This is a genomic window from Sinorhizobium sp. GQ132, from assembly GCF_059758575.1.
On sequence record NZ_JCAXDX010000004.1, the window covers coordinates 21,144 to 44,125 of the forward strand.

19 protein-coding genes are annotated in these 22,982 nt (G+C 63.5%); 9 read left to right on the forward strand and 10 right to left on the reverse strand.

Translation table 11 applies throughout. The features are described from left to right. Positions 1-175 precede the first annotated feature (175 nt). The 7 genes from AC6CIG_RS11815 to AC6CIG_RS11845 form a co-directional block, all read right to left on the reverse strand. The gene (locus AC6CIG_RS11815) at positions 176-637 is read right to left on the reverse strand and encodes an RrF2 family transcriptional regulator (protein ID WP_437407863.1); all 462 of its coding nucleotides are present in this window, start codon (positions 635-637) and stop codon (positions 176-178) included. Between the two features lie 293 nt (positions 638-930). After that, positions 931-1,149 carry a hypothetical protein gene (locus tag AC6CIG_RS11820; RefSeq protein WP_018094157.1) on the reverse strand — a complete coding sequence of 73 codons (219 nt, stop codon included), beginning with the start codon at positions 1,147-1,149 and terminating at the stop codon, positions 931-933. 547 nt (positions 1,150-1,696) lie between these two features. After that, positions 1,697-4,231, reverse strand: coding sequence for a protein translocase subunit SecD (gene secD / locus AC6CIG_RS11825; protein ID WP_018094156.1), 2,535 nt, complete (start codon positions 4,229-4,231; stop codon positions 1,697-1,699). A gap of 93 nt (positions 4,232-4,324) precedes the next feature. Further along, on the reverse strand, positions 4,325-4,747 hold the full coding sequence (locus AC6CIG_RS11830) for a hypothetical protein (RefSeq protein ID WP_018094155.1): 423 nt from the start codon (positions 4,745-4,747) through the stop codon (positions 4,325-4,327). Between the two features lie 158 nt (positions 4,748-4,905). Continuing rightward, the gene (locus tag AC6CIG_RS11835) at positions 4,906-6,519 is read right to left on the reverse strand and encodes a 5-guanidino-2-oxopentanoate decarboxylase (protein ID WP_018094154.1); all 1,614 of its coding nucleotides are present in this window, start codon (positions 6,517-6,519) and stop codon (positions 4,906-4,908) included. Next, complete coding sequence (locus AC6CIG_RS11840) at positions 6,516-7,706, reverse strand: pyridoxal phosphate-dependent aminotransferase (protein WP_018094153.1); 1,191 nt, start codon at positions 7,704-7,706, stop codon at positions 6,516-6,518. The genes AC6CIG_RS11835 and AC6CIG_RS11840 overlap by 4 nt, the downstream gene beginning before the upstream one ends. 23 nt (positions 7,707-7,729) lie before the next feature. Next, positions 7,730-8,344: a TetR family transcriptional regulator C-terminal domain-containing protein gene (locus AC6CIG_RS11845; RefSeq protein ID WP_437407864.1), complete on the reverse strand. Its 615-nt coding sequence runs from the start codon at positions 8,342-8,344 to the stop codon at positions 7,730-7,732. A 269-nt stretch (positions 8,345-8,613) separates the two neighbouring features. Here AC6CIG_RS11845 and AC6CIG_RS11850 point away from each other — a divergent pair, with 269 nt between their 5' ends. From AC6CIG_RS11850 to AC6CIG_RS11885, 8 genes are all read left to right on the forward strand, one after another. Further along, positions 8,614-9,387, forward strand: coding sequence for an ABC transporter ATP-binding protein (locus tag AC6CIG_RS11850; protein WP_437407865.1), 774 nt, complete (start codon positions 8,614-8,616; stop codon positions 9,385-9,387). A gap of 35 nt (positions 9,388-9,422) precedes the next feature. After that, positions 9,423-10,205, forward strand: coding sequence for a transporter substrate-binding domain-containing protein (locus AC6CIG_RS11855; protein ID WP_437407866.1), 783 nt, complete (start codon positions 9,423-9,425; stop codon positions 10,203-10,205). 106 nt (positions 10,206-10,311) lie between these two features. Continuing rightward, positions 10,312-11,037: an ABC transporter permease gene (locus tag AC6CIG_RS11860; RefSeq protein ID WP_018094149.1), complete on the forward strand. Its 726-nt coding sequence runs from the start codon at positions 10,312-10,314 to the stop codon at positions 11,035-11,037. Beyond that, a complete protein-coding gene (locus tag AC6CIG_RS11865; RefSeq protein WP_018094148.1) occupies positions 11,034-11,858 on the forward strand; it encodes an ABC transporter permease in 825 nt (274 codons plus the stop codon). Before AC6CIG_RS11860 ends, AC6CIG_RS11865 begins: the two co-directional genes overlap by 4 nt. Position 11,859: 1 nt before the next feature. Next, entirely contained in the window at positions 11,860-13,029 is a 1,170-nt protein-coding gene (locus AC6CIG_RS11870) for a M20 aminoacylase family protein (RefSeq protein ID WP_275596812.1), read from the forward strand. 217 nt (positions 13,030-13,246) lie between these two features. Continuing rightward, positions 13,247-14,728: a cytochrome ubiquinol oxidase subunit I gene (locus tag AC6CIG_RS11875; protein ID WP_437407868.1), complete on the forward strand. Its 1,482-nt coding sequence runs from the start codon at positions 13,247-13,249 to the stop codon at positions 14,726-14,728. After that, the gene (gene cydB / locus AC6CIG_RS11880) at positions 14,718-15,722 is read left to right on the forward strand and encodes a cytochrome d ubiquinol oxidase subunit II (RefSeq protein WP_018094145.1); all 1,005 of its coding nucleotides are present in this window, start codon (positions 14,718-14,720) and stop codon (positions 15,720-15,722) included. The genes AC6CIG_RS11875 and cydB overlap by 11 nt, the downstream gene beginning before the upstream one ends. 232 nt (positions 15,723-15,954) lie before the next feature. After that, a complete protein-coding gene (locus AC6CIG_RS11885) occupies positions 15,955-16,260 on the forward strand; it encodes a chorismate mutase family protein (RefSeq protein WP_437407869.1) in 306 nt (101 codons plus the stop codon). Positions 16,261-16,278: 18 nt separating this feature from the next. Here AC6CIG_RS11885 and galE read toward each other — a convergent pair whose 3' ends face one another. From galE to mscL, 3 genes are all read right to left on the reverse strand, one after another. After that, entirely contained in the window at positions 16,279-17,307 is a 1,029-nt protein-coding gene (gene galE, locus AC6CIG_RS11890; protein ID WP_498322741.1) for a UDP-glucose 4-epimerase GalE, read from the reverse strand. A gap of 182 nt (positions 17,308-17,489) precedes the next feature. Continuing rightward, positions 17,490-18,656: a pyridoxal phosphate-dependent aminotransferase gene (locus AC6CIG_RS11895; protein ID WP_437407871.1), complete on the reverse strand. Its 1,167-nt coding sequence runs from the start codon at positions 18,654-18,656 to the stop codon at positions 17,490-17,492. Between the two features lie 133 nt (positions 18,657-18,789). Continuing rightward, positions 18,790-19,218 carry a large conductance mechanosensitive channel protein MscL gene (gene mscL / locus AC6CIG_RS11900; protein WP_018094141.1) on the reverse strand — a complete coding sequence of 143 codons (429 nt, stop codon included), beginning with the start codon at positions 19,216-19,218 and terminating at the stop codon, positions 18,790-18,792. A 218-nt stretch (positions 19,219-19,436) separates the two neighbouring features. Between mscL and AC6CIG_RS11905 the strand changes: the two genes are divergently transcribed. Then, the gene (locus AC6CIG_RS11905; protein ID WP_437407872.1) at positions 19,437-22,943 is read left to right on the forward strand and encodes a hybrid sensor histidine kinase/response regulator; all 3,507 of its coding nucleotides are present in this window, start codon (positions 19,437-19,439) and stop codon (positions 22,941-22,943) included. Positions 22,944-22,982: the final 39 nt, after the last annotated feature.

Sequence of the window (22,982 nt, forward strand, 5' to 3'; positions counted from 1 at the left end):
CCCCCTGTAGGGCACCTCCGGGAAAAGTGTGTCACGGTTTTCCGCCGGAAGTGCGTAGCAAAAAAACGGCCTCGTCAGCGGGCCGCAGCAAGATAGAGGCCAGATAGGCTCTTTTCACGGACAAACCAAGTCATTCGGCGGCCATTTGTACCAAACCGGCGACTTTTCGGGACCGTCAGGTCAGCCGATGCGCTTTTCGGCCGAGGTCTCGGGGGGGGAGGACTCCGCCGGCGGCAAACTCAGCGAGCGTCATCGAATCGAGGATGGACGACATCGCGTCACGCACCGAGGTCATCGAGATGCGCACCCGGCAGGTCTCCGGATCATTGCAGTCATCGCACATTTCATAGGCCGTGCGACTGGCGCAGCGTATCGGCGCCAGCGGGCCGTCGAGCGTCCTTATGACATGGCCGATGCGAATCTCGGAGGCCGGTCGCGACAGGGAATAACCGCCGCCCGGTCCTTTCTTCGAGCGCAGCACGCCGGCGTTGCGCAGTTCCAGGAGTATGGTGTCTAAAAACTTCTTCGGAATGTTGTTGCGCTGCGCGATTTCGGTGATGAAGGCAGTCTGCCCGGGTGGAAGCCGTGCCAGGTCGACCAATGCTTTCAGTCCGTATTTTCCCTTCTTCGTCAGCATTCGAGCCAATTCTCCCCGATCCCGCAGAATCGCCGGATCCGCCCTCGGATACAATCTTGTCCTGGCATAGCACAAGAATGCGCTGCCAACACAGCTATAGTCGACAACCGGGAGATGACGGGCAATCAAGACGCAAGGAGCGGGAGCGCGCGTATATTACGCTCGCATCCCGCCCGCGGTCCTGAAACGATAATGGGGACTAAAGCACTTCCAGCGAAACTGTGCAGCGGCGTTCCGTCGGGAAGTGCGTACTCTTGGGAGTATTCGGTTCTGAAGCAGTTCGACTTCTGCCCTCACGCGGCGGCAATGCCGGGTGGCCGGCTGGTAAGATTCCGCCCGCCCTGGGCGGAAAGGAGCCGGCCAATGGCCGCGCGTGCTTCATCGACCGAACGGAAGCGTTGAGCGTCCAGGTCCCAGACGTGATACTTGACCGCCAGGAACTTCAGACGGTCTTGGTCAGGAACGACGACTCCGACGGCTTCGCCACCATATTCGATAACTTGCTTGCTCATGTAAATAACGCTCCTCCGCACCCACGGGCGCGGATAATTCAATTCTCGGCAAAGGATGAACTCGGTAAGTTTGAACGGTCACATTCGGCGAAGTTGGCGAATGAGACCTTTAACCGTTGCACGACAATGGGAACGTGAGCCGCAGAAAGCGGCGGTCGAGAATTCGAACATGTCACTCTCCTTTGGCTGGCCCGGCACAGGACGCCAGGCGCTCATGAACAAATCGAAGCGGAATCCTTCCGCTTCCCACGATGGCAAGCTAAAATAATCTACCAATTTCGTCAACTGAAGAAACGAGAACGCGAAAAATAATTCCCCATCTCGTTTCCGTAGCTGCCGTCTCGGCAAATCCGTTCGCCTGTCCGGGCTATCTCGCTATCTAGGTAGCGCCGAATCGCCGTGCAAGGGACGGGTCGAATATAGGCAGTTATTTCCGACGAAAAAGGGGCAGCCCCCGGAGAGGCTGCCCCTTTGCCGCGATCGACACGGCGGCATCAGCAAAATCGCGGACGGTTTTCCGCCCGCATCCGTCAACGGCGCGGGGCCGTCAGGCCGTCGGCGTTTCCGCCTGCTGCCCGGTGGAGCGAGCGGCTTCCCGCTCCTTCCACCAGCGGCTCAGGAACAGCAGGATCGGGCCGCCGATATAGATGGACGAAGTCGTGGCGACGATGACGCCGAAGATCATCGGCCATGCGAAGCTCTGCACCGCCTCGCCGCCCCAGATCGCCATCGGCACCAGGGAAAGCGCCGTTGCAGCCGAGGTGAAGATGCATCGCGCGATCACCTGGTTGATGCTCATGTCGATGAGATCGGAGAACGGCATCGATTTGTACTTGCGCAGGTTTTCGCGCATGCGGTCGTAGACCACGACCTTGTCGTTCACCGAATAGCCGATCATCGTGAGCAGTGCTGCGATCGCGGTCAGGTTGAAGTCGATGCCCGTAAGCGCGAAGAACCCGACGGTCTTGGTGATGTCGAGCAAGAGCACGGCGATGGCGCCGACGGCAAAGTGCCATTCGAAGCGGAACCAGATGTAGAGCAGGATCGCCACCATGGCCAGGGCCACGGCGAGGAAGCCGGAGCGCGCCAATTCGCCGCTGACCGTCGGACCGACGACCTCGGTCCGCTCCATGCTGGCACCGGGGATGGCGGTCGTCACCGCATCCTTGACCTTGTTCAGTGCCACCGTCTGCGCCTGCTCGCCGCCCGGCTGCCGCTGCACGCGGATCAGCACCGATTGGCCGCCGCCGAAGTCCTGGAGCGCCACCTCGCCGAGATTGAGCTCCGCGAGGCTTTGACGCAGCGTCGGCAGACTGATCTTCTCCTTCGAAACCGCCTCGACCTGAATGCCGCCGATGAAGTCGATGCCGTAGTTGAGGCCCGGCGTGAAGAACAGGATGACGGAGCTGATCGACAGGAATGCCGAGAAGCCGATCGCGAGGAAGCGGCCCTTCATGAAGGAGAAGTTGGGCAGCTGCGGCACCTTGCCAAAAAGCGACGGGATTTCCAGCTTCTTCATCTTGCGGCGCACGACGACCTCGCGCATCAGCAGGCGCACGACCGTAACGGATGTGAACATCGAAATGCCGATGCCCAGCATCATGGTGACGGCAAAGCCTTTCACGGGCCCGCTGCCGAACCAGAAGAGAAGCACCGTGCCCGCAAGCGTGGTGACGTTGGAGTCGATGATCGTCGCATAAGCCTTGTTGAAGCCTATATCCAGCGCCTTCATCGCTCCGGCGCCCGCCTCGGACTCTTCGCGGATGCGCGCATTGATCAGGATGTTAGCGTCCACGGCCATGCCGATGCCGAGAATGATACCGGCGATACCGGGCAAGGTCAGCGTCGACCCGATCAGGCCGAGTACGCCGATCGTCATGATCGTGTGCAGCACCAGACCGACATTGGCAATCATACCCCAGGCGCCGTAGAGGACGACCATGAGGACCACGACGAGGCCGAAACCGGCGAGACCGGTATAGAGGCCCATACGAATCGAGTCGCTGCCGAGATTCGGACCGACCGAGCGCTCTTCGATGATCGTCAGCGGTGCCGGCAGCGCACCGGAGCGCAGGAGCGCGGAAAGAACCGTCGCCTCCTCGACCGTGAAGCTGCCGCTGATCTGGCCGCGGCCACCGAGAATGGGCTCGTTGATGACCGGTGCCGTCAGAACCTTGCCGTCGAGCACGATCGCAAACGGCCGGCCGACGTTTTCGCGGGTGATGTCGGCGAACTGGCGGGCGCCGAGTGAGTCGAAGCTGAAATCGACGACCGGCTGGTTGGTTCGCTGATCGAAGCCGACCTTGGCGTCGTCGAGGCGCTCGCCGGAAATGGCGACGCGGCTTTCGACCGGATAGCGGTTGCCATCATTGGCGCCCGGCAGAATGTCGACCCCGCGTGGCGCCGGCTGCGTGACGTCGACGGCCTGGTCGAGCATGTGGAAGCTCATCTGTGCCGTCGAACCCAGAAGCTCGCGCAGGTGAGTCGGATCCTGGAGACCGGGCAGCTGGACGAGAATGCGGTTGGAACCGATGCGCTGGATCAGCGGCTCGGCGACGCCGACCTGGTCGACGCGGTTGCGGATGATTTCCAGGCTCTGCTCGACCGCCTTGGTCATGCGGTCGGCAAGACCCGCCTCGGTCATGGCCAGGGTGATGACATCGCCCGCCGTCGTTACCTCGACCTCGGGAGCGGGGGCGGCAAAACCCACAGTGCTCACGGGCGTCGCCAGTTCCTGCAGCTTCGGCAGAACCTTTTCCCGGTCCTGAGCATCGGGGATGCTTACGGTCACGCTGTTGCCGCTGATGCGCGCCGAGGAGGCGGAGACGCGCTCACCGCGCAGGACGCGACGGGTATCGTCGAGAAGCGAGTTGATGCGAGCCTTCTGCAGCCCCGCCCCGTCCACCTCGAGAACGAGGTGCGAACCGCCCCTCAGATCGAGGCCGAGCGTGACAGGTTTGAACGGGAGAACGGAAGTGACCTGCTCCCTCATAGCCGGCGTCAAAACGCTCGGCAGCGCCGCAAGGCATCCGAAAATGATGATCGCGACATAGGCGAGGACCGCCCATCTGGATGTACGCATGTGGGAATTCCATAAACGCCTGAACGCGCTTCGATCAGCGTCCGGGCTGGGTTTTCATCAATGGCTGAGGCGGGATCGAAAGCCCTGCCGAACTCAAACGAGGGCGGCCGGCGGTGGCGGCGCGCGGATGCACTCGTTCTGACACAGTGCACCGCCTGCGATTACGGCTCGCGGCAGAGTTGGAGAAGGAGAAGCCTCGGGCGCAGCGAGCGCGACGCGTTGGAGCTGGATGAACGGCGCCGGATCGCCGCCGACCATCGACTTGCCGTCCGCGCGCTCGCCGTTGAAACGGAGGTCGGGCAGTGCAACCGCCCTGCATATCTGGCGGGCGATCGGCCGATCGGAGGAACCTGTATCGGGTTGAGCGACATTGCCGGCCGGCGCTCCGGCCGCACGGCTTGCCGCACTATGGCCGACCGCAATGACCTGCATGGAAAGAGAGGCGCAGAACAGCCACAGCACGGCGAGAAGCCGGCTGGCGTGCATGCTCCTGCTGCCACCACCCATGAGGTCCATCTAGGACGCGGTCCCTTTCTCTTTGCGTCCGGTCTATCCGCGATCGAACGCAAGCGAGACAATTCAGCCCGAGCACCAAGCTACACGAAGAACGTGGCCGGATTCGAGCATGTGCGCTCTTAACATCACTCCGGGCCGGAAAAGTCAAATCCGGGCCGTCACGCTGTAGCGCCGGCGGTTCTCTCCTGGTGGATTTCGATGAGCGAAGGCCCCGGGCGCGACGCCGCATCGGCGAGAGCGCGCGGCAAATCCTCCACGGTCGCCAGCCGCTCTGCAGGCAGGCCGTAGGCTTTGGCGGTCAGCAGGAAATCGGGCGCGGAAGGTTTTACACCCTCCGGCGTGATCCCCGATTCGACCATGTAGGACTCGATTTCCCGGTATCCGTCATTGTTCCAGACGAGGAAGACGACCCTGGCATGGGCATCCACCGCCGAACCGATCTCGGCCAGAGAAAACTGGAACCCGCCATCGCCGACGAGGCATATGACCGGCCGCCCCCGATCGGCGACCGCAGCGCCTACCGCGGCGGGAGGCGCATAACCGAGCGAGCCGTAGCCCGTCGCCGAATTGAACCACGCCCTTTGCCGCGGTGCGTCGCAATAGAGGTTGCCGGCATAGACGGCCTGGGTCGAGTCCCCGACGATGGTGCAGTCGGGGAGCGTCCGGTAGATCGCCTCGACGACGCCGATTTCCGCAAGCATTTTCGGTGTCAGCTCCTTCAGCGCCTGCTTGCGCGCGGCCTCCGCCCGCAAGGCTCCATTCTTGGCTGACGCATGGTCCGGCAGGAAGCCCAGAATGCCCGCAGTCGCAGCCTTCGCGCCGGAGAGGATCGAAAGTGCTGCTTGAGGTCCGCGCGCGAGCTGCGCCGCATCGATGTCGGTGCGAATGAGGTTCTTCAGCAGCGGAAAGCCGCCATCCGCGTAGAGATCGTAATCGGTCTGGCCCATTTCGGTGCCGAGCGCCAGCACGAGGTCCGCCTCCCGCAACAGCTCGCGTATCGCCTTGAGGCTCGGGCTTGCCGGTACCCGGAGCGGATGGCCGGCAAGCATGCCGCGGGCGTTGACCGTCGTGACCACCGGCGCACCGATCCGCTCGGCGAGTTCCCGCACTTCCGCTTCCGCCGTCAGGGCGCCGCCGCCGCACAGAATGACGGGCCGGACGGCTTCGGCGCAGAGGATCGCCGCCCTTTGCAGCGTTTCGCTGTCGGAGCGCGGGCGGGTCGCCGCCGCCGGCTTTGCCGGACGACCCTCGATCTTCAGGGCCATCACGTCGGTCGGAATTTCGATATGGACCGGGCCCGGCCGGCCGGAAAGCAGCACGGCAAAGGCGCGGTCGACGACGAGCGGCAGATCGGCGGGGTTGAGAAGCGTGTGCGAATAGAGCGCCAGCGTCTTCATCATTCCATTCTGATCGGGCAGCTCGTGCAGCAGCCCCCGGCCATGTCCGAGAGAATCCCGGCGGTTGACGCCGGAGATCACCAGCATCGGGATCGAGTCCTGCCGGGCTTGCGCCATGGCGGTGATCGTATTGGTAACGCCCGGACCGGTGATCACGAGGGCCACGCCAGGCTTGCCGCTGACGCGTGCATAACCGTCGGCCATGAAGCCGGCACCCTGTTCGTGGCGCGGCGTGACGTGGCGAATATTCGATGCGGCAAGGCCCCGGTAAAGTTCGACCGTATGCACGCCCGGAATGCCGAATACGACCTCCACTCCGTTTGCCTCCAGGAGATCGACAAGGGTCTCGCCGACGGTTTTCGATTCGACGGTCATGCGCGGCGCTCCTTGCGGGTGGTGCAGCGTTCGGCGAGTGCGGCGATGCGGCGGCAGGCCTCCTCGATAGCGGCATCCGGAACGGTGAGGCTCACGCGCAGAAAGTTGCGTGCCTTGTCGCCGAAGGACGACCCCGGCATGACCGCAACTCCCTCCTCTTCCAGGAGCGCCCAGGCGAAGGCTTCGCCGGAGAGGCCCGTGCCGGAGACGTCGATCAGCGCAAACATACCCGCCTCCGGCGGCACCACCGAAACCCCGGACACCCCCGCAAGACCGTCGATGATCCGCCGGGCACGCCGGCTGTAGGATTTCCGCATCTGCCTCGCCGTATCGATGTCATGCGTCAGCGCGTAAGCGGTCATATCGGCGATGAACGGCTGCTGCCCGAAAAGCATGGTCTCGGAGATCGGCAAGAGGCGCTCGGTGAACTCGGCCGGGCCGACGGCCCAGCCGCTGCGAAAGCCGGGTGCTGCATGCGACTTCGAGATGGACGAGACGACCACCGTGCGTTCGGCAAGATCGGGATTGTCGAACGGCGAAGCGAAGAGCGCATCGAAGACGAGCTCCTCATAGACCTCGTCGCAGACGATCCAGAGATCGTGACGGCGCGCGACCTCACCGATCGCCGCAATCTCCTCCGCCGTCAAAACGGCGCCGGTGGGGTTGTGCGGCGTATTGAGGAGCAGCACGCGGCATTCGGGCGTGACCGCCTTTTCCAGATCCTCCGCCCGCATGTGGAAGCCGTTTTCCGGGTCCAGCGGTACGAATACCGGATGGGCCCCCGTGGATCGGATGACGCCTTCATAGGTCGCGTACAGGGGGTCTCCGACGAGCACGCCGTCGCCCGTCTCGGCAAGCGCGAACATCACCGCAAAGAGCGCCGTCTGCGTTCCCGGGAAGCAAAGAATGTTCTCCGCGGTCACGGCGGCACGGCGGCGACGGTATTTTTCGGTAAGCGCCGCCACGACCGCCGGCTCTCCGCGACCATTTGAATAGCGGTAGCGTCCCGCGTTCATCGCCCGCTGGCACGCTTCCAGAAGCGCGCGGTCCGGCGGCAGATCCGGTTCGCCGATTGTCAGCTCGATGAGCTCGGCGCCACTCGCCTTCAGCTGACGTGCGCGGGTGTGCAGCGTCCATTTGCCGGAACCGAGCTCGGCAAGACGTGATGTGATCGACGCGTAGCGCAAGTATTCACTCCCTCATTCGTTTTCTATTTTTCGATCCGAAGACCGAGCAGGGCCTCAACCGAGGCCATGGCGATGCCGACCAGTTCGCCCTCGCGAAAAAGATCGCCGGCGAGGCAGCCTTCGACCCAGAGCCCGTCCACGAGGCCGTTGATCGCGATTGCGTAGCGGCGGCACTCCTCGGGACCGGCGGGCCGGCCCTTCGCCGCAAGAAAATCGCTGAGCAACTCCTGCAACGCGTTGCGGAAGGCGAGGTAGCCGTCGCGATGGATTTCTGAGAGCACCGGATCGACCCGCACCTGGCTGATGAAAGCGGCCCAGAGAGAGATGCTGCGGCTGTTGGCGACCGGTTCGGTCAGATTGATGGCGATGAAATCCTTGAGACGCGTCGCCGGATCGCCCTCGACGTTCTTCGCCTTCTCCGTGAGAGAGGCGATGACGGCGCGGTATGCCTCCGCAACCATCTGGTCTTTGGATTCGAAATAATGACGGACGAGCCCGGCGGTAACGCCGGCGCGAACGGCGATCTGGCGCACGGTCGCACCCTTGAGGCCGAATTCCGAGATGCAGTCCAGCGTCGCCTCGATCAGTTCCTGGCGCCGCTCGCCCTCGGGGGCGCGATAGAAGCTGCGCCGGTTCACCGCGTGCCCCGCACCGTGCCGTTCAGCCAGATCGTCATTGCCTGCGAACCGGTTGGGCTCATGCGTTGCTCCCGGGAATGACCGTTGTTGCGAGGAGCGTCAGAAAATCGACGCGGGTGTTATTATACGCTTGAATAATAGCGACACAAGTGCAACGATGCCCTCCAGAAACAGCGTGACAAGCCGAAGATGCTGCACGAGAGAACGACCAGGGGAACTGTTTTTATGGCTTCAACGAACGTTCCGCGAACGAGAGGAGCCGCGCGCCGATGACGGATGCGGCCCAGGCAATCGCGGTTACCGACCTCCACAAGCGTTTCGGGCCATTGGAAGTGCTGAAGGGCGTATCGCTGAGCGCGCAGCAGGGCGACGTCATCGCGATCATCGGCGGCAGCGGTTCCGGCAAATCCACGCTTCTCCGTTGCATCAACATGTTGGAACTGCCCTCGGCCGGTCAGATCAGCGTGCACGGAGAAGAGATCCGCATGAAGCCGGACGGACACGGCGGATTGATGCCGGCCGACCGCAGGCAGGTCCAGCGGATCCGCACCCAGCTCGGCATGGTTTTCCAAAGCTTCAATCTCTGGCAGCACATGACAATTCTCCAGAATGTCATCGAGGCGCCGGTGCACGTACTCGGCAAAACGAAGGCCGAAGCGGTTGAGACGGCCGAGGCGCTGCTCCGCCGGGTCGGCCTTTACGAGAAGCGGGATGCCTATCCGGCCTTCCTGTCCGGCGGTCAGCAGCAACGCGCCGCCATTGCCCGGGCGCTTGCGATCCAGCCGCTGGTCATGCTCTTCGACGAGCCGACCTCTGCGCTCGATCCGGAACTCGTCGGCGAAGTGCTTTCGGTCATCGGCGATCTGGCGCGGGAAAAGCGGACGATGGTGCTCGTGACCCATGAGATGAAATTCGCGCGTGACGTCGCCACGCACATCGTTTTCCTGCACAACGGCGTGATCGAGGAACAGGGTCCGCCAGAGGCGATCTTCGGCGCTCCGAAATCCGAAAGGCTCAAGAAGTTCATCAGCTCCATTCACTGAATTCCGCAATGCTCAACAACCAAAAAGGGAACGGCATGAAGAAGACATTGAAACTCGTGGCGCTCGCCGCCGCCCTGGCCATCACGGGTGGGGCCGCCGCCTTGGCCCAACAGGTCAAGGTGGGAATCGCGGCAGAGCCTTATCCGCCCTTCACTTCGCCTGACGCCAGCGGCAACTGGCAAGGCTGGGAGATCGAGTTCATGAACGCCATGTGCGCCGAGGCCAAGCTCGATTGCGTCGTCACCCCGGTTGCCTGGGACGGCATCATTCCGGCGCTGACCTCCAAGAAGATCGACATGATCATCGGCTCGATGTCGATCACCGCGGAGCGGCTGAAGACCATCGACTTCTCCGACAAGTACTACAATACGCCGACCGGCATCATCGGCGCCAAGGGCGACGACATCAAGCCGACGCCGGAGGGTCTCGCCGGCAAGACGATCGGGGTGCAGGTGTCGACCGTGCACCAGGCCTATGCCGTGAAACACTTTGCGCCGGCCGGCGTCGAAGTGAAGGAATATCAGACGCAGGACGAGGCGAACCAGGATCTCGCCGCCGGCCGCGTCGATGCCGTCCAGGCTGACGCGATCGCCCTCGATGCCTTCCTGAAAAGCGACCAGGGCAAGCAGTGTTGCGATTACAAGGGCGAGGTCGCCGAGGACGTCGACGTCATCGGGCCCGGCGTCGGCGTAGGGTTGCGCAAGGGAGAGACGGAACTGAAGGAAAAGATCAACGCGGCGATCAAGGCGATCCGCGAGAACGGCACCTACGACGCCTTCTCGAAGAAATACTTCGACTTCGACATCTACGGCGGATAACCGCAAGCGGCCGGCGGTCGGGGCGATCGCCGGCCTTGAATTCCTGTTCGAGCGGGATGCGGATTGCGGACATCGTCCATGATCCCGCTCTGTTTAAGAGGCTGCCGTGCTCGGTGATTCCTTTATCAACTGGAGCCTGCTTTCGCTCTCGGCGCCCGGCTGGGGCGGTGTCCTGCTGCAGGGTTTCCTCAGCTCGATCGAGATCGCAGTCGGCGGCTATGCGCTCGGGCTCGCACTCGGTATCGGCGGGGCCTTCGGCAAGCTCTATGGCGGGCCGGTGCTTCGCGATCTTCTGGAGTGTTACACGACGGTGGTTCGCGCGGTGCCCGAACTGGTACTCATCCTGCTTCTCTACTATGCCGGCACCGATCTTCTGAACCAGTTCCTGGGCGCCATCGGGGTCGGAGCCGTCGATATCAGCGGGCTCGTGGCAGGCATCTTCGTGATCGGGGTCGTGCAGGGGGCCTATTCGACGGAGGTGCTTCGCGGAGCGATCAAGGCGGTTCCCGCCGGCCAGATCGAGGCGGCGCGCGCTTACGGCATGTCGCCGCTCCTGGTGCTGCGGCGCATCACGCTTCCGGCGATGCTGCCCTATGCCATCCCCGGGCTTGCCAATCTGTGGCTGATCGCCACCAAGGACACGGCTTTGCTCGCTGTCGTCGGTTTCAGCGAGCTGACGCTGGTCACCCGGCAGGCGGCAGGCGCCACCAAGGCCTATCTCCTCTTCTTCTGCGCCGCCGGTGCGCTCTATCTGACGCTGACGCTCGTTTCCAATGTCTTCATCGGCATGGTCGAACGCCGTGCGCGACGCGGCTTCGCGGAGCAACGATGACCGACGAAACCACCCACGCGCTCGCATACACGCCGGAAGACCTCCCGAGAAAGGAGAGTTTCCTCAAGCCCCATCGCATCGTGCTGATGCTTCTCTTCGCGGCGCTCGTGGTGGCGGTCGCGGTCTTCATGCGCTGGGACTGGCTGCCGCGCTACCTGCCGAGGCTCGGCTCCGGCATTCTCGTAAGCTTGGCGATGCTCTTCAGCACCGCGATCCTCGGCTTCCTCCTGGCCGTGCCGCTCGGCCTCGCCCAGGTGACCGGCCCCTGGTTCTTCAAGGCTCCAGCCCGCATCTTCTGTACCGTCATCCGCGGTACGCCGCTGCTGCTGCAGCTATGGCTTCTCTATTACGGGCTCGGCTCGCTCTTTCCGCAGTTCCCCGCGATCCGGCAATCCTTTCTCTGGCCGTATCTGCGCGAGGCCTGGCCCTATGGGGTGGCGGCGCTTACGGTATCCTTCGCCGCCTATGAGGGCGAGGTCATGCGCGGCGCGTTCGCCGGCGTGCCGTCCGGGGAGCTGGAGGCCGCCCGTGCCTACGGCATGGGCCGCTGGACGATGTTCCGGCGCATCTGGCTGCCGCGGGCGATCCACCGCGCACTGCCCACCCTCAACGGCGAGACCGTGCTGCAGTTGAAATCCACGCCGCTCGTCGCGACAATCACAGTCGTCGACGTCTATGCGGTGATCTCGAAGGTGCGGCAGGAAACTTTCCTGACCTATGAGCCGCTCCTGCTGCTCGCGGCGATCTACATGTGCTTGACGGCCATACTGGTCGTGGCCTTCCGCTACTTCGAAAACCGAATACCCACCCGTGGTGCCTGACATGAAGCTTTCCGCCTCCATAGACAATGCCATGCCGGAACTCGTGGCCATCCGGCGCGATCTGCACGCCCATCCCGAACTTGGGCTTGAAGAAACGCGGACATCCGCCTTCATCGCCCGCCATCTTGAAGCACTCGGCTATGAGGTGACGACGGGCCTGGCGAAGACAGGCGTGGTCGGCACGCTGAGATCCGGCACCGGGTCGCGCTCGATCGGCATCCGCGCCGATATCGATGCGCTGCCGATCCAGGAGGAAACCGGGGCCGCCTATGCAAGCACGAAGCCGGGCTTGATGCATGCCTGCGGTCATGACGGCCATACGACGATGCTGCTCGGCGCGGCCCGTGCGCTTGCCGAGCGAAAGAATTTCGACGGCACGATCCACCTCATCTTCCAGCCGGCGGAGGAGAATGCGGGCGGTGCGAAGATCTTGGTCGACGAGGGTCTCTTCGACAGATTTCCCTGCGATGCCGTGTTCGCGCTCCACAACGAACCGAACCTGCCCTTCGGCCAGTTCGCTCTGCGCGAGGGGCCGATCATGGCGGCGGTCGACGAGGCGCGGATCACCGTTCACGGCTGCGGCGGCCACGGCGCCGAACCGCAGGAGACCGCTGATCCTATCGTTTGCGGCGCCAGCATGGTCATGGCGCTGCAAACCATCGTCGCACGCAACATCCATCCGATGGATCCCTCCGTCGTGACCGTCGGCGCGTTTCATGCCGGCTCCGCCAGCAACATCATTCCGGAGCGCGCAGAGATCGTCGTCGGCATACGCTCCTTCGATCCGGGTGTCCGCGACGAGCTCGAACGCCGCATTCGGATGATCGCCGAGGCTCAAGCGGCAAGCTTCGGCATGCGCGCAACCGTCGATTACGAGCGAAGCTACGATGCGACGATCAACCACAAGGCGGAGACCGATTTCCTCCGTGAGGCCGCCATCCGCTTCGCAGGCGCCGACAAGGTCGTCGATCTCGCCCGGCCGTTCATGGGAAGCGAGGATTTCGCCTATATGCTCAAGGAAAGGCCCGGCAGCTATTTCTTCCTGGGCTCGCGGGTGACAGGCGAGGAAAAATCGCTCCACCACCCCGGCTATGATTTCAACGACGATCTGCTGCCCATCGGCGCTGCCTTCTGGACCGAGCTCGCCGAGGCCTACCTCGCGCGCCGGTGATTTCTCGGAGTGCTTTCCTCCCATCCCTGTGCACGTCACAGGGATGAGGCTCGAAAGCGAGGCACGGCAGGCTGCGTAGACGACGCTGTCGCACGCGCGGCTGCCCTGATGGGCACGCGCTTCAAAGTGCCGCGGGCGAACGATTGCCGCAGTGTGACAACGTGACGATCCGCCCGTCATTGACCTTTGGCAATATTGCGTCAGATTCAATCACACGATGCAGATCGCAAATGCCGGACGCCGTTCGCGTCTGAGCTTGCGGTTTCCGCCCGAAAGGATCAGCGCCGTGTTCGAAGCCTTTGACGCAACTGTCCTTGCACGCATACAGTTCGCCTTCACCGTCTCCTTCCACATAATCTTCCCGGCCTTCTCCATCGGGCTTGCCAGCTATCTGGCCGTTCTCGAAGCGCTCTGGCTCTGGAAGAAGGACGAGGTCTATCTGGAGCTCTTCAACTTCTGGAAGACGATCTTCGCCGTCGCTTTCGGCATGGGCGTCGTCTCCGGCATCGTCATGTCCTACCAGTTCGGCACCAACTGGAGCGTGTTTTCCGACAAGGCCGGGCCGGTAATCGGGCCGTTGATGGGCTACGAGGTGCTGACCGCCTTCTTCCTGGAAGCGGGCTTTCTCGGCGTCATGCTTTTCGGCCTCAACCGGGTCGGCCCGAAGCTGCATTTTTTCGCAACCGCCATGGTCGCGCTCGGCACGCTGATCTCGGCCACCTGGATCCTCGCGGTGAACTCCTGGATGCAGACGCCCGCCGGCTTCTCCGTTAACGAGGTCGGGCAGTTCATTCCCGACGACTGGTGGGCGGTCATCTTCAATCCGTCTTTCCCGTATCGGCTGACGCACATGGTGCTCGCCGCCTATCTGACGACGGCCTTCGTCGTCGGCGCCTGCGGGGCGTGGCACCTCCTGCGCAAGACCGCGCCGCGGCGCGCCCGCACGATGTTCTCAATGGCGATGTGGATGGCGGCGATCGTCGCGCCGATCCAGATCTTCGCCGGCGACCAGCACGGACTCAACACGCTCGAACATCAGCCGGCAAAGGTAATGGCGATGGAAGGGCATTATCAAAGCCATCCGGAAGGCGCGCCGTTGATCCTCTTCGGCATTCCGAACTCCGCCGAGAAGCGCGTCGACTACGCGCTCGAGATCCCGAAGCTTTCGAGCCTGATCCTGAAGCACTCGCTCGATGCGCCGCTTGCCGGTCTCGACACCATACCAGAGGACCGGCACCCGCCGGTCGCCATCGTCTTCTGGTCGTTTCGCGTGATGGTGGCGATCGGCTTCGCCATGCTCGGTCTCGGCCTCTGGAGCCTCTGGTGTCGGCTGCGCGGCACGCTCGACACGAGTGCCGCGCTCCACCGCGCGGCGGTGCTCATGGGCCCGGCGGGCTTCGTGGCAGTGCTTGCCGGCTGGATCACCACGGAGGTCGGGCGGCAGCCCTACACGATCTATGGGCACCTTTTGACGGCGGACTCGATTTCCCCGATCGCAGCGCCGGCTGTGGGCGCCTCGCTCGTCGCCTTCATCATCGTCTATTTTCTCGTTTTCGGCGCCGGCACCTTCTACATCCTGCGGCTGATGGCACGCCTGCCGCGCGATGCGAGGCCGGATCTCGACGAAGGACCCTTGCGCACGGCCGGAGTGACGCCCGGGCCGGCAACAGCCAACCAGGGAGGCCATCATGGCCATTGATCTGCCACTGATCTGGGCCGCGATCATCGCCTTTGCGGTGCTTGCCTATGTCGTTCTCGACGGTTTCGACCTCGGCGTCGGGATATTGTTTCCGTTTTTCCCCGAAAAGCATGATCGCGACGTCATGATGAACTCGGTGGCTCCCGTATGGGACGGCAATGAAACCTGGCTCGTTCTCGGCGGCGGAGGGTTGCTCGCCGTGTTTCCGCTCGCCTATGCGACGATCCTGCCCGCACTTTACGCACCCATCATCGCCATGCTGATCGGCCTCATCTTCCGCGGCGTGGCCTTCGAGTACCGCTGGCGCACGCAGCGCGGCGAATTCCTGTGGAACTGGGCCTTTGCGGGCGGCTCGATGCTCGCTGCCTTCGCGCAAGGCCTGGCGCTCGGCGCCCTCGTGCAGGGCATCCCGGTCGAGAACCGGGCCTATGTCGGCGGCTGGTGGGATTGGCTGACGCCGTTTTCAATCGCCACCGGGGTGGCGATCGTGATCGGCTATGCGCTTCTCGGAGCGACCTGGCTGGTCATGAAGACCCGTGGCGAGCTCGCCGAACGCGCGCGCGGCGTCGCGCTTCGAACCGCTCTCGCCACGGTTGCCGCAATGGGCGTCGTCAGCCTCTGGACGCCGTTTCTCGAGCCGGTCTATCTGGAGCGCTGGTTCGGATGGCCGACGGCGATCTTCAGCGTCATCGTGCCGCTGCTCGTCCTCGGCTGCCTTTACCTTCTTCTCAAGGGCATCCGCGACCGGCACGATGTCCAGCCCTTCATCGCCGCGCTCGGCCTGTTCGTGCTCGGCTATATCGGCATCGGCATCAGCTTCTATCCCTTCATGGTGCCGCCTTCGCTGACGATCTGGGATGCCGCCGCGCCGGACGAGAGCCTCGCCTTCCTGCTCGTCGGCGCGCTTGTGCTCGTGCCGATGATTCTCGCCTATACCGCCTATGCCTACTGGGTCTTCCGCGGCAAGGTCGATCCGGAGGAGGGCTATCATTGACGCGCTCGAGCGGCACTGCCCGCAAGCTTCTCTGGTTCGTGGGCCTATGGGCCGCTGGCGTCGCGGCAGTCAGCATTGTCGGTCTTGCGATCAAGCTTGCTCTCGGTGCGTGACCCCCCGCTGCAGCGGAGCCGTCACGCTGCGTCGGTTTAACCCCTTCTCAGCCGGCGTCCCCTTTGCTAGCAGTTCGGCGCTATCAAAGGGGGCCGCCGCCGCTCCGCGAGGATCCGACATGCAGAAAACACCGGCAGAATGCACGACGATGGACGATATACGTGCGGAGATCGACCGCCTCGACCGCGCTTTGATAACGCTCTTTGCCGAACGCTGGGGCTATATCGAGCGCGCCGCGGAGATCAAACGCCCGCTCAACCTCAAGGCGGACATCCCGGCACGGGTGGCGGAGGTGAAGGAAAACGCGCGCCGGAACGCGGTCGAGCTCGGCCTCGATCCGGACTTCTACGAACGGCTCTGGGGCCAACTCGTCGAACGTGCCATTGCGCACGAGCGGAAACTGCTCGGAGAGGACCACGCCTGAAGGCTTCACCCGACGGGCTCAGCCGTTCGCGATCGACCGCTCGTCCTGTTCCTCGTCGAAGCTGTTCTTGCGGCCGAGATGGCTTTCCCAGTCGAAGGCGCTCTGGACGATATGCTCGAGGCTCGCATGCGTCGGGACCCAGTCGAGCTTCAGCCGGGCTACGGAAGAGTCGGCGACGATTTGCGCCGGATCGCCCGGGCGCCGGGGCGCGTAGTCCACCATAAAATCGCGGCCGGAGACCTGGCGCACAGTATCGAGCACCTGCAGCACCGAGAAGCCGTGGCCGTAACCGCAATTGGCAACCAACGGTTCACCGTCAGCCCGCAGATAGGCGAGCGCGCTCCTGTGTGCCGCCACGAGATCGCTCACATGGATATAGTCTCTGACGCCGGTACCGTCCGCCGTCGGATAGTCCGTACCCAGGACATCGACCTTTCGACGCCTCCCGAGCGCCGCCTCGCAGGCGACCTTGATCAGATGCGTCGCGCCGAAGGTGGACTGGCCGGCGCGCCCGAGCGGGTCGGCCCCGGCCACGTTGAAATAGCGCAACGCGACAAAACGGAAATCATGCGCGGCCGCGGCGTCCTGCAGCATCATCTCCGACATCAGCTTGGAGCGGCCGTAGGGACTCTGGGGCCGCAGGGCGGCCGTCTCGCCGACCGGGTCGGACGTATCCTGGGTTCCATAGACGGCGGCGGTCGAAGAAAAGACGAAATGGCGAACGCCGGCCTCGATGGTTGCGGCAATGAGCGTGCGCGTATTGGCCGTATTGTTTTCATAATAGGCAAGCGGGTTGGCGACCGATTCCGGTACGACGGCCGAGCCCGCAAAATGGACGACCGAGTCGATGTCGTTCTCGGCAAAGACCCGCTGGAGCAGCGCCCGGTCACCGACATCGCCGAAGTAGAAGCGCGCCTCCGGTGCGACCGCCCAGCGAAATCCAGTCGACAGACAGTCGAGCACCACCACCGCTTCGCCGCCGTCGAGCAGCGACCATACCATGTGGCTGCCGATATAACCTGCTCCGCCTGTTACCAATACGGCCATTTCCCCGTCCCCTGTCCTCAGCATATGCAGGATCAGAAAAGACGCGTTCGCGTTTCAGAAATTCTAAATCAGAGCGCTGTTTGCCGGCACGCAGCGGCTATTCTCGGTGGGGTGGTTAAGGGTCTGCCGCACCGATCGCTCGGATTTTACCGATTGGCCGTATCCTCGCCGAAAATGCCCCGTCAACGGCTGAGTATGTAGCGCTGCAAGCGCTCCGCGGCCTCGGCGATCTGGAGCGGATCACGCAGGAAGCAGGCGCGCATGAAAAGCGCTCCGCCCTCGCCGAAGGCCGTCCCCGGGGCCAGACCGACGCCGGTCCGGTCGACGAGGTCGAGCGCCGCGGCCCGCGAGTCGGTGACGCCGTCGATCTTCAGGAAGGCGTAGAGCGCGCCATCGGGTTTCAGCGTTTCGACGCGGTTGGTCGCGATCAGCGCGTCGCAGAGCGTATCGCGGTTGCGCTTCGCCTTGGCAATGTTCTCGTCGACGAAGCCGTCGCCTTCATCGAGCGCGGCGACTGCCCCGCGCTGCATGAACTGCGCGACACCGGAGGTCGAATACTGGATGAGATTTTCGAGCACCTGCCCCATCGCCGGCGGCGCGACGATCCACCCGATACGCCAGCCGGTCATGGACCAGTTCTTGGAAAAGGAATTGACGAAGAGGATGCGGTCATCCTCCTCCATCACGTCGAGGAAGGACGGCGCCCGGCCGCCGAGATAATAGTAGAGCGCGTAGATCTCGTCGGCGATGATCCAGAGTCCATGTTTACGCGCGAGCGCCAGAATGGCCTTGAGATCCTCGTAAGTGGCGGTCCAACCGGTGGGGTTGGACGGCGTGTTGATGAACAGCGCCCGCGTCCTCTCCCCGATCGCCGCCTGAAGACGTTCGGGATGGAGCTGCCATTTGCCGCCTTCGAACTGCAACGGAACGGCGACCGGGCGAACGCCGGAGAGGTCCGCAGCGGCCGCGAAATTCGGCCAGGCGGGCGTCAGCAGGACCACCTCGTCGCCGGGAGAGCCTACCGCTTCGATCGCAAGCTTGATCGCCTGCATTCCCGAACCGGTAACATAGAAATTCTCAGGCGAAAGCGCCTTCTGGAACCGGCGCTGGTAATAGCGGACCAGTGCCTCGCGCAGCGGTGGGATGCCGCGCTGCCAGGTGTAGAAGGTCTCGCCGGCCATCAACGCGTCAGCCGCCGCGCGACTGACGAAATCCGGCGTCGGCAGATCACCTTCGCCGACCCAGAGCGGGATCAGTCCTTCGCGCCCGCGCGCATAGTTGACCACTTCGACGATGCCGCTTTCGGGCGCTGCCGTCGCGCGGGGGCTGAGACTGGTCATGATCGTCATCGGCGGGCTCCTGATTGCCCGCCGTTTCTAGACGCTTTGGCGTCGGCGATCACGCGAATTTCTCTGACCTGTTTATCGAATTTTGTGATGTTTCCATCACTCGGCGGCACCGGGCCGCCGCGTGATCCGCGTCTCAGGCGCGCTGCTTCAGGAGATCGCGAATTTCCGAGAGAAGCAGGATGTCCTGCGGCGGAGGGGCGGACGGGGGCGGCGCCTTATCCCTTTCCACCGAAGCACGCGCGCGATTCACGAGCTTGATCAGCAGGAAGATGATCCAGGCGAGGATCAGGAAGTTGATGAGCACCGTGATGAAATTGCCATAGGCAAAGACCGCGCCCTGTTCGCGTGCTGCTGCGAGCGTCGGCGCGGTAACACTGGCGGAGAGCGGCAGGAAATAGTTGGAGAAGTCGAAGCCGCCGCCGGTGATCGCTCCCACGACCGGCATGACGAGGTCGTTGACGACCGAATCGACGATCTTGCTAAAGGCCGCACCGATGATCACGCCGACCGCAAGGTCCATGACGTTGCCGCGGGCGATAAACTCCTTGAATTCGTTCAGCATGCCTCTCTCCTGGAAATACCCCCGAACGTCCACCCGCACCTGTCTTGCGCGGCAACCGACGGTAGGAATCTAGACCAAAGCCCCGCGTGAGGAAATCGCACTCCTTGCATTTGGTCAAGCGCTGCGGATATCGGCGCGTTATCTTGAACTTAAGACTGATGCACCGCCGATTTCCAACCAAATGGACTTGCCCTATGCTGGCAGCGGAGGAGTGAGGCATGCTTTCGGGTTCGGTCATTTTTGCCTCGGCCTTCGCCTATCTGCTGCTGCTCTTCGCAGTTGCAAGCTATGGCGACCGGCGAGCCAGACGAAACAAGATTGCCGAGAAGGGCAGGCCGCTCGTCTATGCGCTGAGCCTGGCGATCTACTGCACCTCCTGGACCTATTTCGGTGGCGTCGGCCTTGCGGCGGAGCGCGGACTCGAATTCACCGGCATCTACATCGGCCCGATCCTGATGTTCACGTTCGGCATGCCGCTGATCCGCCGCATCGTCCGGCTCGCCAAGACCGAAAAGCTAACCTCCGTCGCCGATTTCGTGGCTGCGCGCTACGGCAAGAACCCGGCCGTTGCGGCAATCGTCGCGCTGATCTCGCTCGTCGGGGCCATTCCCTATATCGCATTGCAGCTCAAGGCGGTGTCGAGTTCGGTCGCCACGATGATCGACACCAGCGACTACGGCATAGGCTCGGGCGAGAACTTCGTCGACCTGCCGCTTCTGGTCACGCTCTTTCTCGCCTGTTTCGCGATCGTCTTCGGTACGCGCCACACGGATGCGACGGAACACCAGGACGGCCTGATCCTCGCGATCGCGATGGAATCGGTCGTCAAGCTCGTGGCGATGCTCACGGTGGGCATCTATATCGTCTTCTTCCTGTTCGGCGGGCCTGCAAATCTGTGGGCAGAAGCGCAGCAGAGTCCCACGGTGCTCGCCGCGCTCGAATACCAGACGCCGGTCGCGCGCTGGATTCTGATGATCGCGCTTTCCGCCTTCGGCATCATCATGCTTCCCCGGCAATTCCACGTGACGGTCGTGGAAAACCGCACCGATAACGAACTGCGCACGGCGGGCATCCTCTTCCCGCTCTATCTGATCGCAATCAACGCCTTCGTCCTGCCGATCGCGATCGCCGGCATCCTGACCTTCTCCGGCTCCGGCAATGCGGATCTCTATCTTCTGGCGCTGCCGCTTGCCGGCGACGTGCCGCTCGTCACGCTTTTCACCTTCATCGGCGGCTTCTCCGCAGCGACCGCCATGGTCATCGTCGCTTCGGTCGCGCTTTCGATCATGGTTTCGAACGACATCGTCATGCCGGTATTCCTGCGCCGCAGGCTCGGCACCCGCGGCTCTCTCCAGGAGGACATGGCCGGTACGCTCCTCAATATCCGCCGAACGGCGATCTTCGTCGTCCTCTTCCTCGGCTACGGCTATTATCGCGCCGCCGATATCAGCGCCGGGCTTGCCTCGCTCGGACTGCTCTCCTTCGCCGCCATCGCGCAGATGGCGCCGGCGCTCCTCGGTGGTCTCGTCTGGCGGCAGGCCAATGCCCGCGGCGCGATCGCGGGGATGGTCAGCGGCTTTCTCGTCTGGGCCTACGTCCTTTTCCTGCCGAGCCTCGGCGGGCCGGACAATTCCCACATCGCCTCCACGGTGCTCAGCTTCCTGCTGCCCTTCACCGATCTCTTCTCCGGCGCCCAGTCAGACCCGCTGGTAAATGCGACGGCTCTCAGCATGCTCGTCAATGTCGCGGCCTATATCGTGGGTTCGCTGACGCGCGCGCCCAAACCCTTGGAGCGTTTCCAGGCAGGCGTCTTCATCACCCGCCGCTCACGCACCGAGCGGACCTTCCGCGGGCGCAAGACCAAAGTGACGGTGCGCGACCTCAAGACGACGATCGGCCGTTACATGGGCGAGGAGCGCATGCAGCGCTCCTTCCATACCTATGAACAGCAATCCGGCCGCTGGCTCGACGATAACGCCTCCGCCGACATGGCGCTTGTCCACTTCTCGGAACAATTGCTCGGCAGCGCAATCGGCTCGTCCTCCGCCCGGCTCGTCCTTTCACTCGTCCTGCAGCGCATGGACGACACTTCCTCCGACACCGCCTGGCTGCTCGATCAGGCAAGCGAGGCGCTCCAATACAACCAGGACATGCTGCATACGGCACTCTCGCAGATGGACCAGGGCATTGCCGTCTTCGACAACGCCAACAATCTCATCATCTGGAACCGCCGCTTCCGCGAACTCCTGGATCTCCCCGAGGCCGCCGGACAGGTGGGCTTTCCGCTGGCCGACATCGTCGCGATTCTAGCCCGCCGCGGGGATGTCCGCCAGGATGAGGAGAAGGCGCTGATCGCCAACTTCCTGACGCTCGACAAGCCGTTCCTGCTCGAACTCGAAGGCGGCGCCCGCATCCTCGAAGTCAGAAGCAATGCCATGCCCGACAAGGGCATCGTCACGACCTACACCGACATAACCCAGCGCGTCGCGGCCGACATGGCGCTCAAACAGGCGAATGAAACGCTGGAATTGCGCGTCGCCGAGCGGACGGGAGAACTCACACGCGTCAACCGCGAGCTGGGCGAGGCAAGGGCGGCCGCCGAGGAGGCGAATATCGGCAAGACCCGCTTCTTTGCCGCTGCCGGTCACGACATCCTGCAGCCCTTGAACGCGGCACGGCTCTACTCCTCGTCGCTGGTCGAGCGACTCGGAGATTCCGACAACCGGGCGCTGGTGCAGAACATCGATTCATCGCTGGAATCGGTGGAAGCCATCCTCGGCGCCGTGCTCGACATTTCGCGGCTCGACACCGGCGCGATGAAGCCGCGCCTGCAATCCGTACCGCTCGACGAATTGCTCAGGCGGATCGAGACGGATTTCGCGCCGATGGCGAGGGCGAAGGATATCGAACTCGTCATCATGCCGACATCGCTCGCAGCGCGCAGCGATCCGAACCTGCTCCGGCGCCTCGTCCAGAACCTCGTATCGAACGCCATAAAATACACACTCCGGGGCAAGGTGCTGGTGGGCGTGCGCCGGCACGGACAGACGGCGACGATCGAAGTTCTCGATTCGGGCATCGGAATTCCAACATCGAAATTCCGCACCGTCTTCAAGGAATTCGCGCGCCTCGAAGAAGGCGCGCGAACCGCGTCGGGGCTCGGCCTCGGTCTCTCCATCGTCGACCGCATCTCGCGGGTTCTCAATCACCCGGTCGGCCTGCAATCGAAGCCCGGGAAAGGCACCGGCTTCAAGGTCAGCGTGCCGCTCGACAAGAGCGCCGGCGGCAGGGTCAGACCGCAACCCGTCGCAGCGGCGAAAACGAGCGAAGCACTGGCTGGGCTGAACGTCATCTGCATCGACAACGAGCCGAAGATTCTCGAAGGCATGGCCCTGCTGCTCGGCGGCTGGGGCTGCAGCGTGACGACCGCCGAGTCGCTCGCCGCCTGCACTGAAATGGCGCCCGGCAGACTGAGCGTGCGTCCCGACGCGATCGTCGCCGACTATCACCTCGGCGACGGCACCGGTGTCGAGGCGATCGCCGCGATCCGCGGCCTCTGGCAGGAGAGTATCCCCGCACTCATGGTAACGGCCGACCGGTCACCGGAAGTGCGTGGCGCCGCCGAACGGGACGGCGTCTCGCTGCAGCACAAGCCCGTCCGCCCGGCCGCGCTGCGCGCCTGGCTCACGCAGCTTGCCGCGGCGGGACGCGCCGCGGCGGAATAGCGGCGGAATAATTGGCTTAGCTCGGGATCGCCCCTCATC